This window comes from Levilactobacillus fuyuanensis (assembly GCF_003946395.1).
GTDB classification, from domain to species: domain Bacteria; phylum Bacillota; class Bacilli; order Lactobacillales; family Lactobacillaceae; genus Levilactobacillus; species Levilactobacillus fuyuanensis.
In genome coordinates, this window is record NZ_RHNZ01000011.1 from 69,108 (window position 1) to 81,613 (window position 12,506).

Below are 12,506 nucleotides of genomic sequence, written 5' to 3' on the forward strand. Positions count from 1 at the left end.
GCTCTAACGCCACCGACACAGCTGGCTCCACCCTAGCCTCCTCCGGCTACGGCAGTTCGCCGATTTTATAATTGCCCGCCTATCATCAATCGGAAGAAGTCAGAATTCTCCTGTCTCAGATCCACAGGCGAACCATCCACGCTCAGTCTACCGCAAGATAAATGGCATTTCGAGTTTGTTGAAGAGTTCTTCAACCGTCATGTCATAGAGCTTCGTGAAGTAATCCGGCGTGTCGTCCTTAGGTGCTGGTGATGGCAACACAAACGCATTCTGTTCGTCGGCGCGGTTGAAGCCCACATAGGCCCGGCGTTGCGTTTTCTTCTCGTGCATATCGGAGTGATATAATTCGAAGATTTGCTTAACCTTCAAGCCAAGTTGCCGTTTTGACATAACGCTGGTCAACGTGGTGAATTCGGTGTTGTGGAGTGCTGGCAAATGCCAGGCTTCTAGTTGGGCATCGAAGGCCTTGAACAACTTGACCACGTTTCGTCGTAAGGTAAATGGTGAATCAACTGGTTTGACTGTAATCACCGCATACAGCTTCTTGGCCGCAGCCAAACTGATTGGGTAATCCTTTTCGAAGTCCGCCATCACCTTTTCATCATCTGGGCCAAAGAAGACCAACGCATCCAGTAACGTCAACGTCCGTAGCGTCATTTCATCATCAACGGGCGTTGGTTCTGGCTTGATGGTGGCTTTCACACCAGCTAAGTAGAGGTCCTTGATTTCTGGCGTAATCAGGCCGTGCTTCTGTTGTTCGCTGACCACGACGAAGTGACTCACGATATCGTAGAGTTCGGTGCCCATGATCATCAACTGTTCATCAAGCTTCGGCTGCCCGGTGGTCAAGGAGAAGAAGACTTGAGGGAACCCAGAGAGAATCATCAACAAGTGAAGTAATTCGTGCGAAGCCGTGTAGTTAGGCGCCGTCAAATCGGCCACTTGAATGGCAATATCCTTACCCATTTGCATCTGTTGGGCTTGGTCGTGCCGCACGTAACCGGCTTGGAGTTCACCAATGAATTGGACTTCGACTTTACCAGGATAAATGGCGTTGACCTGGTTCAATAAGCCCTGGACCGCCTCGTTAAGTTGAACATCTTTTGCTTTCATAATTTAAATTGTCACCTATTTCTCTAAATTTGCTTGGCGCACGGCTAGCAGGGCCGCTTTGGCCTGTGCCGTCGTCGGTTGTGTGTTGTCGCGAAGTCGGCCCACCACCGCCGGAACTTCTCCCGGCGTCGCGCCAACCGACAGCGCGAGTGATTTTAGTTGTAGTTGCATGTGTCCGTGCTGAATCCCATCGGTCACTAACGCACGGAGGGCTGCCAAATTCTGGGCCAACCCCACCGCGGCCGTCACGCCCATCAATTCACGGGCCGAGGTGATCTGGGCAATCTGTTGGTTGATGACCACTAGCGGAAAGACCCGCGTGGCACCACCAACGTAACCCAACGCTAACGGCAAGGTCAGCTCACCGTGTAACGTCGTGTCTTCCAGCCACCAACGACTGAGACTCTGATAGCTGCCGTGACGACTCGCATAGGCGTGCGCACCACTTTCCACGGCGCGCCAGTCGTTGCCCATCGCCAGAACAACCGCATCGATACCGTTCATGATGCCCTTGTTGTGGGTCACCGCTCGGTATGGATCGTGCTCGGCAAAGTCACTGGCATCACAGATCCGTTGCCCAACGGTCGCGCCATCAATGGTTTTTGTCGCCAATTGGTCAACCGGCACCGCCACTTCGGCGGTCACCAGGCTGTGGGTCGCATAGTTACTTAAGATACTCATCAAAACGTTGACGGTTAAATGTTCCTTTAAATAATTCGCAACGGCCTCACAGATTGTGTTGACCAGATTAGCGCCCATTGCCTCACCGACATCGATGAACAGGTCCAACGACATCCAGTAAGGGGGGATGCACCGAATCCGCAGTGAACGGGCCCCACCCCCGTGACCGATCAACGAGGGATGAACCTCGTTGGCCACTTTCAAGAGCTCGTCTTGATGGGCGGTCAACCAGGCTTTGACCCCGGTACGATCGGCGACATGACTCAGGACGATTTGGCCCATGACTTCACGTCGCTCGACTTTGGTGGTAATCCCCCGTTCACTGGTCAATAATCGGCCCCCATTGCTGGCGGCAGCGATGACGGAGGGTTCCTCTGTCACCATTGGCACCGCAATGGTCTGACCATTGACCCGGAGATTGACGGCGACCCCTTCAGGGAGGCCGTAAGTCGTGAGGTAATTTTCAATCAAATCAGCATCGGCTGACCGCTGTCTGGCGGCAATCTTCGCCAATTGCTGAACCGTTAAATGACTCTGCTGAGCCAACAAGTCGCGCCGGGCCCCATAGGGTAGCCGGTAGAATGGTGTTTGTGCCATAAGACATTCCTCCTAGCGTTGACTGAGATATTCGGAAATAATGCCTTCGCGGACCCCACTCTCGGAGAAAACAACCCGATCGGAGTCCAACATCTGTAAAAGTGTTACCAATGGCAACATCCCACCGATAATAATATCGGCGCGGTCTAGTTCTAGGCCGGAGATACGTTTTCGTTCGCCCAACGGCACCCGCAACAGGCGCTCAAAGGTTTTCATGACTTGCTCAGTGGTCAAACGGTAGCCGTGGATATCCTCCACGTGCAAAATCTTTTGCTGCTGACGATTCATGCGGGCCAGCGTCCGGTTAGCGCCGCCCAACAACACCAACGGTAAGTGCTTGGCATCGTTCAGCCACCAAATATCGCGGAGCCGTTCACGCAAGAAGACTTGCGCGGAGAATAGATCCACCGCTCGGACACGGTCATCCAGCCGAAATTGTTCGGACAGGTTGACGGCCCCAAACGGCACGCTGATCAAGTTGGCATCGCGGCCATCCTTGACGTGGACCAGTTCACAACTGGCACCACCGGTATCTAGAAGCAGACAGTCTTTGACTTTCAGTCGATTCACGGCTCCCAGATAGTCGTAATAGGCTTCCTGGTCGCCGGACAACACTTCGAGGTCAATGTCGGTCGCCACCGCGACGCGTTTGAGAAATTCATCCCGGTTACGCGCCTGACGGACCGCCGCCGTGGCAATCCCTCTGACGACAAGGTTCGGCAATTGTTCGTAATACGGTCGAAACGACTTCAACGCACTGATTGTACGATCCATTGCCTTCGGTTGCAGAATTTTCTCGGGGCCCATGCCCTCCGACAGCCGACTGTCCACCTTGACGCGATTGACCTCGCGATAGGTGCCGTCGTCGTGGAGTTCGTTAACGGCCATGCGGACCGAATTCGATCCGAGATCAACAATGGCTAAGTTTTGCATAGACTCTCCTCCGTTTCAGTCTAGCCGAAGTAGTCGATACCGATAGCGTGCTGAACTTCACGTAACGTTTGTGCAGCAACCTTATTGGCTTTTTCACTACCCTGCTTCAAGATATCGTAAACGGCGTCCTCGTTGGCAGCGTACTGTTCGCGACGTTCGCGAATCGGTTGTAGCTTGGCTTGAAGGACTTCGTTCAAATACCGCTTAATTTTAACATCACCGAGCCCACCGTGCTGGTATTGTGCTTTCAAATCAGCAACATGGTCCGTATCGTCGGCAAAAATGTCCAGATACGTAAAGACGGTATTGCCTTCAATGTGGCCTGGGTCTTCAATGTGCACGTGCTCAGGGTCAGTGTACATCGACATTACTTTCTTCTGAATGTCATCGGCACTGTCGGCCAAGTAGATGGCATTGTCCAATGACTTACTCATCTTGGCATTACCGTCGAGACCAGGAATCCGGCCTTGACCCTTAGGTGGGAAGTAGCCTTCTGGTTCAACCAGAATCTCTTGTTGGTAAATGCTGTTGAAGCTGCGGACGATTTCACGCGTCTGTTCCAACATTGGCTCTTGGTCTTCCCCAACGGGAACCGTGTCTGCCTTGAATGCCGTGATATCGGCGGCTTGGCTCACTGGGTAGATGAAGAACCCAGCTGGGACGCTTTCGCCAAACGCCTTTTGCTTGATTTCCGTCTTAACCGTTGGGTTCCGGTTCAACCGGGCAACGCTGACCAAGTTCAGATAAGCCATCGTTAATTCACTAAGCGCTGGAATCTGAGATTGGACGAGAATTGTAGACTTGGCGGGATCGATCCCCACGGCCAAGTAGTCCAACGCCACTTGTAACAGGCTGTGGCGAATCTTTTCGGGATCGCGGGCGTTGTCAGTCAGTGCTTGCATGTCGGCAATCATAATGAACGTATCGTAATCGCCGGTGTTTTGCAGGGCAACCCGGTTCTTCAGGGACCCCACATAATGTCCAATATGAAGTTTACCTGTTGGTCGGTCACCAGTTAATATAACGTGCTTTTTAGTCATTAATACTCTTCCTTTCTGAAAAAGCGCCCCATTGGAGAAGACTCCAATAGGACGCTAACTTGCGCGGTACCACCTAAATTGTGATCGCTATGACCACCACTTTTGTCGTTAACGGGACCCCGCGATAATTGATTATCGATTGAATGTTTGGTCGTGACCCAATTCGACGCTAAAACCGTTTCAGCACGGGCGGTTTCTCTCTGGACTTGGCCTACTCTATATCACAACTTTCATGTTCTTATTTTAGAGGTTTTCGCTGGGAAAGTAAACCGTCTTGTCAATACAAAGATTTTTATCATAGCTGCTGATTTTTCGGCAGTTATGACTCCCTAGAATTGTCGCCTGCGGCTGCTAGGGAGTCCACCTGCTGTGGGGACCGCCTGCAGCCAAGGAGCGGGCTTCCGGCTTGGTTTGAGCCCTAGCTCCTTTGGCTAAGCAAACGTCTAATTATAAACATTAACCGAATAACTGACAATCCCAGTATTCCCAATCGCTTTGATTGACAGGATCCCCTAAAATGACTAAACTTGTTAAGCAATTTAGCCTATCCAAAGGAGGCGGTCATTTTGACCACCAGCGAAGAAGCACAGGAACAACAACGTGTTGACCACGTCGCTGCTCAGATCGGTGAGCGGATCGATAAGACCACGTCCGACTATACCGCCGCGCACAAGGAATTACGCAACGTGTTGAAGAATTACAGTGAAAACACCTCGGTCAACTGGTTTGAAGTCGATGACCGAATCGAAACCAGTGCCGAACTGCAACAGCAACGGGCATTGGTCTCCCGGCTAACTGAAAATCAAAATATCATTCAAGATCAACTCGATACCTTTAAAGAACTCCAACGGTCGCCCTACTTCGGCCGGATTGACATCCAGGACCCAGGCGAAACGACACCGGAATCCCTTTACATTGGCACGGCCTCGTTCGTCGATGACGATCAGAACTTTCTGGTCTACGACTGGCGGGCCCCAATCTCCAGTATCTACTATAATGGGGTCCTCGGTCAGGTTGCTTACAACACGCCCGCTGGCGATCAACAGACTGACCTCCTAAAGAAGCGGCAATTTCTGATCAAAGACGGCCAGATTGAAAACATGTTCGACACCAACGAAACTGTTGGGGATGAAATGCTCCAGCACGCGTTGGGCGAACAGAACGACGCCACCATGCAAAACATCGTGGCCACCATCCAACGCGAACAAAACGACATCATTCGTGACACCAAGAGTGACCTACTCGTTGTCCAGGGAGTCGCCGGTTCCGGTAAGACCTCCGCAATTCTACAACGGATCGCCTTTCTGCTGTACCACAGTCGCCGCGACCTAGAGGCCGATCAAATCGTCCTCTTCTCACCCAACCGGCTGTTCAGCCACTATATCAGTGACGTTCTCCCCAGCTTAGGGGAGCGCAATATGCGCCAAGTCACCCTTGCTGAATTTCTCACGCAACGGTTCCAAGGACTGAAGGTGCAGACCCAGTTCGAACGTTACGAAGCCGATCAGCAAGCACCTGTCAATCATCGGCTACGCGACTTCCGTGAGAGCGCCGCATTGATGACGGCGGTCAAGGATTACTGCCACACCTGTCCGGCCGACGAGTTGAAGTTTACCGACATTCGTTTCGACGGTCGTGTATTCTTCAGTAAGGAAGAAATTCGCGATATCTACGAGCAATTTCCAGACGCCACCGCCCCGGCCGACCGCTTTCTGCGGACCAAGAATGCTTTAGAGAAACGTCTGAAGCACCGCATCGCCGATGAAGCCAAGGCCGACTGGGTGCGTGACGAAATCGACCAGCTCAACGATGAAGATTATCACAATTGGTTGGGCGCCAACCATCTCGGAGAGTTCGAACAACTCGATGACGAGATTGATTTCATTGCCCGGCAAATCGTACGCAAACGTCTGCGGTCGGTCGACGACGCCATTTATAATGGCTACTTCTTAGACGCCTACAGTCAATACACGGCCTTCTTGAAGCACTGTCCGTTACCGGACGATGTGTCCGCCGACGACTGGCAGACGGTGATTGCGGCCTACCAACACGACATTGAATTTCATCGGCTGGCTCTGACCGATGCCGCCCCTCTGCTCTACTTGCGCGACCTCTTGATTGGTGGCGGGGCGAACCACCGGATGCAGCACCTGTTCGTCGATGAGATGCAGGATTACTCGATGGCCCAACTGATTTACCTGCAACATGCCTTCCCCCGGGCCAAGCTGACTCTGTTGGGTGACAGTGAACAGGCGTTGTTCAAAGCGGTAGAATCCCCAGAATCGATCTTGAAAAAATTGGATTCGGCCCTGAACGTCAAACGGTCACGGTTGATCACGTTGCGGCGTTCCTACCGCTCGACCTACCCCATCACGACCTTTGCCAAGGCGCTATTACCGGATGGTGACCAGATTGAGGCCTTCAACCGGCCAGGTGATTTACCCAAGGTCGTCATTCGCTACGATGAGGATACCGCCTTCAAGGCATTGGCCAGCGAGGTCTCGACGGAACTCGCCACCAGCGGCACCGTCGCCATCCTCACCAAGAGTACGACCGAGGCCAAACGCGTCTATCAGGAGCTACATGGTCAGTTCGACCTGACACGGCTGACCGACACCGACCGTTCCCTGCCTAAGGGCGTTGTCGTTCTGCCGATTTACTTGGCCAAGGGGTTGGAATTCGACAGTGTTATTGCCTACAACGTCTCGGCGGAAAACTATCCCGATGAGCAAATGACGGGGACGCTCTACACGATTGCGTCACGGGCCATGCATCACCTGACGTTATTGAGTATCGGCGCAGTTTCGCCATTGATTGCCTCGGGAAAGATTCCCCAGGCTGATTTGACGATTGAACATGAATTTCAGAACTAACACCCGATAATTTTCGGAAGTCTAACTTAATCAGACCTCAAACGACTTTGACCAGCAGTTGCCGGTTAAGGTCGTTTTTTGATGTCCCATCCGTCCACCCAATCGCTTAGTTCAGCCGCTTCAGTTAACAAGGTCGGTCGCTTTGATTGTTCCCACCAGTTCAACCGACTATTGTGGGCCTCACACAAAGAAAATTCTGACTTGGAGTGACCGCGATGCTATTACCAAAGTACTGTCAAACCAAACTCGGCGTCTTTAAGATTAGCAACGCCCTGATTCTGCTGCTCTGCTGGATTGTTCAGGTGCTTGCCGTCAAGCTGGGACCTATCCAGCCCTTACGCACACTACGGACGCTGCTAATTTTCACCGCCGCCTATGCAGTGATGCTCTATCTCCCGGTGAAACTGAAAAAATACGTGACTCCCAAAGTACTAATTGAAATTTTGTTGGACTTCAATGTCGTTTTGACCGTGTATGGTCTGATCCTACTCATCCTGCCGCGTGCCTTGGATACGGCTAACCTGTCTTCTTCACAGGCCGGGCTGGGCATCCTCTTTTCCTTGCTGGGTATTCCCATGCCCTACATGCGGCCAAACGGGATTTACGGTGTTCGGCTGCCTTGGACACGTAACTCCACGGAAATCTGGGATAAGACGAACCTGTTAGGCACCCGCCTACTCTTTGTCATTGGCGTAGTCAGCCTCCTGATTGGGGCTTTCCAAGCTGCCTGGTTCCTAATGTCCCTGATGATCGGTATGATTATCCTTACTGCCGCCACGGTTGGTTACGCCTACCATTTGTCGCAGCCATAGCCTTGGAATAAATTGTAGAAAAATCCCGTTGTCGCAAATAGCTTAGGTTATTTGTAACAACGGGATTTTTGTGTTTAATTTTAAAAAATTGCTGGCGTCTTCATCGTAGGAAACGTCGTGTGACGGCCATAGTTGTGATAGCCCTTGTAGAAGTGCAATTGACTCTTTTGGACCTTCAACTTGTAGGTCATGCGTTGCCCATCGAACTGAACTTTACCACCCTTAGGCGAATATTGAATACCAGTTAACTGATAGACGTGGTGGCCCAATGACCGGTATTTCAGCTTCTTCAGCCCATACCCTGGCAAACGATAATAGTGTTCACTACCTTCATCCAGACCAAAGAGATTCCCCGTGCTCTTGGTCTTACTGTACGTGATGTAAGCTTTATTGTCGCCCTTGCCGTTATGAAACCAGGTGTGGCGCAAGACTTTAGGCGTCCCAGCGTGCCACGTTGCCGCTTGGGCCGAGGTCAGGTCGGTTGCCGCTAATCCTAGCGACACGGCCGCAAGACCAATTAAAAAATAAGGTTTAGCCATGGTGCAAATTCCTCCTCCGAATAACCACCGGTGTTACTTCTCTTTGACAATACGCGTTGCCTATCGGTAAAGCAAGACAATTCGTTTTAACCCCGCAATGGCCCGCAACACGGACTAATCAACAACCGGATGATTTACTCATTCGACTGCCGATGCTGCTGTTGCTTTGGGCATGCGCTTTAACGTCTGTTTCAACAACAGTGGCGCGATAATCGTGGCCAACACGATCACCAGAATCATGGCGGAGTAGTTGGCATCCCCCAGCAGACCGGCTTGATGACCAATCTGGGCGGTAATCAGCCCCATCTCGCCCCGGGCAATCATCCCGGTGCCGATCACGCTACTACTGGTCCAAGAGAACCCGCACAACCGCGCGCCGAGGCCACAGCCAATCAGCTTGGTCAGGCAGGCCAGGACGGTCAGCCCCACGATAATCCCCATGTTCTCCGCCATATGATCGAGGGTCATGTTCAACCCCACACTGACGAAGAAGACCGGGATAAAGATAGCGTTTCCCAATGGTTCCACGTGATCGGCCAAGACAGCCCGATACGGCGTATGTGCCACGGCGATGCCGGCAAAGAAGGCCCCAATGGCCCCACTCAAGCCGACGATATCGGCCAGCCAGGCCATTCCCAGACAGATGACCATCGACATGATGGTCACACTGGAAGCCATGACGAGCCGTTCACTCAGGTGCATCAGGTACGGTGCGACCCATTTAACCAATATGTATGTCCCACCAAAGAAGGCAATCTGCTCGATCAGAACCACGGCCAGGTTGGGTTGGCTTCCCGCAGCCTTGATGCCTTGACTTGCCAGCAGACTGATCATCAGGGACAGTAGGACCACGCCCATGATGTCGTCGGCCACGGCCGCCCCCAGGATGGTCGCGCCCTCACGCGTAGACAACGCATGAAACTCTTTCAACACGGCCACGGAAATCGAGACCGAGGTGGCGGAGAAGATCACCCCAATGAAGAGGGCTTCCAGTGCATTGAAACCCCACCACCAGGAGGCCAGGCCCATCAGTGCAATTGGAAAAATCACGCCAAGCGTCGCCACCACAATAGCCGGTCGCAGATACTTCATCAGTAGCTCCAAATTACTTTCCAAGCCACCCAAAAACATCAGAATGACCACCCCAATGTCGGCAAATAAGTTCACCAGGCTATTGAGCTGAACCCAATCAAGCACGGCCGGTCCGATCAAAATCCCAATGACCAACTCACCAATCACGGCGGGCACGCCCAACCGATTAGCAAAGTTTCCCGCTAGCGTGGTCAGGACCAGGATCAAACACAGTGTTCCGAGAAAAGCCATCCTCATCCCTCCTTCTTTCAAAATTAATTACGTTCTATCATACGCCACTTTGGCGGGCCACAACAGAGGAAAATGCCGCCGAATTCACTGTTAGCTACCAGATAATCGCCCAATAAATTAAATTACCCCATTAGGTTATCGTCGCCGTTAATTAATTCCACCGATTTTGGTACTTTCGCCTAACAATTAGTGGTAAAATTTGATTACGCTTTCAAATACAATTGATTTGCTCAGATAAGACGCTTAACTTAACCAACGTCTCTGACCAGTCTAAAAAAGAATCGAAGTGAGATGCTCGCTATGAAACACGCTTTCCGGCCACCCCGCCACAAAATACATATTAGCTGGTTGCTACCCTATCTTCGCAACCGCAGAATCCTAGCCGGCCTCGGCATCTTCTTGATTGTCTTTGCCAGCCTGATCACGGTACAAGCACACCGGAACCAGGGAAATCAGCCAGCAACGCCAGTGCCTCAGCCGGCCAACGCGCAGCAGGTTGCCCAAAAGCAACGCAGCGTAAAACGCCAACTCCATCACTACTTAAAATCCGTGACGGCCGATGGCACCGCTAGCGTGAGCTTTTACAATTTGGGACCGGTCGCTGGCAGTCCCGCGGCGAAGTCAACGATGGCCACCAAGTTCTACAAATCTGGTGCCCTCGCCACTTCAGCCAACGCTCACACGCCGGAAATCTCGGCCAGCACCTACAAATTGTATATCGCGGCCTACCTCTTCCACCAGCACGCTGCCGGGCTATACACCTGGACCCCTGCCGAGGAAGACGGTTTCCACCGAATGATCGTCAATAGCGCCAACGACTTCTCTGAGGACGTCGTCGACACTTACGGTCCCGTCGCGCTCGATGACTACCTTGCCAGTCAGCACTACTACTCGCCCACCTTTGTCAGCGGCGAGGCAGCCACGACGACTGCCTATAGCCTGACCCTCGTGTTGAAGGACCTCGCGACACAGAGTGGGCCGTTCAGTCACGCCAAGGATCAGCAGAAACTCCTGTCCTTGATGAAACAACAGGTCTATCGCACCGGGATTCCTGCCGGAGCAACGGCCGCCCAAAAGGGCACGGTCGTTGCCGATAAGGTTGGCTTCCTGGCTGACACCAATAATGATGCCGCCATCGTCACTCTGCCCAACGGCGAACGCTATATTCTGGTCATCATGACCCACGGCCACGAACAGACCGGCTTTAGTGGCTTCCCACGAATGGCCAAGATTACCACTCACATTCAGAAGCTCGTTTACGATCCTGCGATTGTTAAGGGGCTCAGTAAATAAGTCTAACAATGGCCACTGACTAAACTAGCCGGTGGTCATTTTATTTTGCGTTGGTTATCTAACTTTTCCTTTTATGTTTTCGAATTGACTCTCCTCCACACTGGCCCTACCATCAGCTTATCAAATACCACACTGCATATCGGCACTGATCAGGAGGGATTCATCATGAAAGACAGCCACTATATTCGTTGGGTCAAGCACCTGTTCCACATACAGGGGAGCCTCGCACCCAACCAGTCACAAGAAGCCAATCAGGTCGGTGCTAACGCCTTTACCTATCTGTATTTTTACATTTTAATTTCCAGTCTGGTCTTCACTGGATTAGCCTCCTGGATCTCTCGCACTCAGCTATTCCAGTTCGTCATTATCAGCGACGTCCTCGTTACGTTCCTCATTGGGGGACTGTACTTCAAGGAGTCACTGACGTTGATGGGCCTGAAGGACAAGTCTGAAGTGCCGACATTGCAGGCAGCCCAGGTACGTTTTGCCTGCCAACGGGCCTTCCGCCAAGCCGGCCTCTTCTGGATCCTCATGGTCTTTAACGATCAACTTTATGGGACATCGTTCGTCAAGGCCGTCGAAAATCTAAAGACTTTCCTGGTTACCGTTGCGTTGGCCATTTTCATCGGCATTTCCACCCTAATCACTGAAAGCCGTCATCGTCACAAGTCTTAACTTAATTGTCGTTCTGCCCTCGCCATTCATCACGCAGGCAACCGTACTTCACCGAATCCCAGTACTGATTCTGCCAGTAACGCACCTGCCGCACGCGAGCCTCCTGTTGCAGGCCCAGACTTTCGGCTAGCCGACACATGCGAACGTTCCCCGACCACGTTGTGAGTCCGATATGGGGTAAATCCACATGGTCCCATAGCCAGTCAACCCACAGTGTCAGTGCCTGTTTGCCGATACCGCGATGCCAGTCCTCCGGCCGATACAAAACGATTCCAAAGTCGAGCCACCGCTGAAGATTCCCATCCTCGTAGTCATACGAAACAATACCGACCATGCGGCCATCGACTCTGATGATTTGTCGAGAAAAATTGCCGATAAATTTCTGCGGCGCAATCTCGGTTAAGAACTTTTCGCGACTGGGTACTTTATCGTGAAAATAAGGCCCATTCCACTTGAGCCATTCAGCCTGTGGATCACTAAAAGCTAACTGCCAAAAAATCGGTGCATCCGTCGCAGTTAACGGTGCTAAGGTCACCATCATATTACCCACCTCCAAGTTTTTCCCAGTATAACGCATAGTGCTAGTTATGTAATATTTATTGGATAGAATCTTGAGTCGATTCAAAT

11 protein-coding genes are annotated in these 12,506 nt (G+C 52.0%); 4 read left to right on the top strand and 7 right to left on the bottom strand.

All coding sequences use genetic code 11. From position 1 onward, the window contains the following. Positions 1-147: 147 nt before the first annotated feature. The 4 genes from EKM73_RS07440 to trpS are packed head-to-tail and all read right to left on the bottom strand — an operon-like array spanning position 148 to position 4,364. Positions 148-1,113: an IpaB/EvcA family protein gene (locus EKM73_RS07440; RefSeq protein ID WP_125701339.1), complete on the bottom strand. Its 966-nt coding sequence runs from the start codon at positions 1,111-1,113 to the stop codon at positions 148-150. Between the two features lie 15 nt (positions 1,114-1,128). Further along, entirely contained in the window at positions 1,129-2,391 is a 1,263-nt protein-coding gene (locus EKM73_RS07445; protein ID WP_125701340.1) for a hydroxymethylglutaryl-CoA reductase, degradative, read from the bottom strand. Between the two features lie 12 nt (positions 2,392-2,403). Then, complete coding sequence (locus EKM73_RS07450; protein ID WP_125701341.1) at positions 2,404-3,324, bottom strand: Ppx/GppA family phosphatase; 921 nt, start codon at positions 3,322-3,324, stop codon at positions 2,404-2,406. A 20-nt stretch (positions 3,325-3,344) separates the two neighbouring features. Beyond that, on the bottom strand, positions 3,345-4,364 hold the full coding sequence (gene trpS, locus EKM73_RS07455; RefSeq protein ID WP_125701342.1) for a tryptophan--tRNA ligase: 1,020 nt from the start codon (positions 4,362-4,364) through the stop codon (positions 3,345-3,347). 566 nt (positions 4,365-4,930) lie between these two features. Here trpS and helD point away from each other — a divergent pair. Then, positions 4,931-7,237, top strand: coding sequence for an RNA polymerase recycling motor HelD (gene helD / locus EKM73_RS07460; RefSeq protein WP_125701343.1), 2,307 nt, complete (start codon positions 4,931-4,933; stop codon positions 7,235-7,237). A gap of 215 nt (positions 7,238-7,452) precedes the next feature. Then, entirely contained in the window at positions 7,453-8,049 is a 597-nt protein-coding gene (locus EKM73_RS07465) for an SdpI family protein (protein WP_125701344.1), read from the top strand. An 80-nt stretch (positions 8,050-8,129) separates the two neighbouring features. Here EKM73_RS07465 and EKM73_RS07470 read toward each other — a convergent pair whose 3' ends face one another. Next, positions 8,130-8,588: a hypothetical protein gene (locus tag EKM73_RS07470; protein WP_125701345.1), complete on the bottom strand. Its 459-nt coding sequence runs from the start codon at positions 8,586-8,588 to the stop codon at positions 8,130-8,132. Positions 8,589-8,726: 138 nt separating this feature from the next. After that, positions 8,727-9,911, bottom strand: coding sequence for a cation:proton antiporter (locus EKM73_RS07475; protein WP_125701346.1), 1,185 nt, complete (start codon positions 9,909-9,911; stop codon positions 8,727-8,729). 300 nt (positions 9,912-10,211) lie between these two features. Here EKM73_RS07475 and EKM73_RS07480 point away from each other — a divergent pair, with 300 nt between their 5' ends. Then, on the top strand, positions 10,212-11,204 hold the full coding sequence (locus tag EKM73_RS07480; protein WP_125701347.1) for a serine hydrolase: 993 nt from the start codon (positions 10,212-10,214) through the stop codon (positions 11,202-11,204). Between the two features lie 165 nt (positions 11,205-11,369). Next, positions 11,370-11,879 (top strand): DUF3278 domain-containing protein, encoded by a 510-nt coding sequence (locus tag EKM73_RS07485; protein WP_125701348.1) that lies wholly within the window; start codon positions 11,370-11,372, stop codon positions 11,877-11,879. A 1-nt stretch (position 11,880) separates the two neighbouring features. Here the strand turns inward: EKM73_RS07485 and EKM73_RS07490 are convergent, their stop codons facing one another. Continuing rightward, entirely contained in the window at positions 11,881-12,420 is a 540-nt protein-coding gene (locus tag EKM73_RS07490; protein WP_125701349.1) for a GNAT family N-acetyltransferase, read from the bottom strand. Positions 12,421-12,506 lie beyond the last annotated feature (86 nt).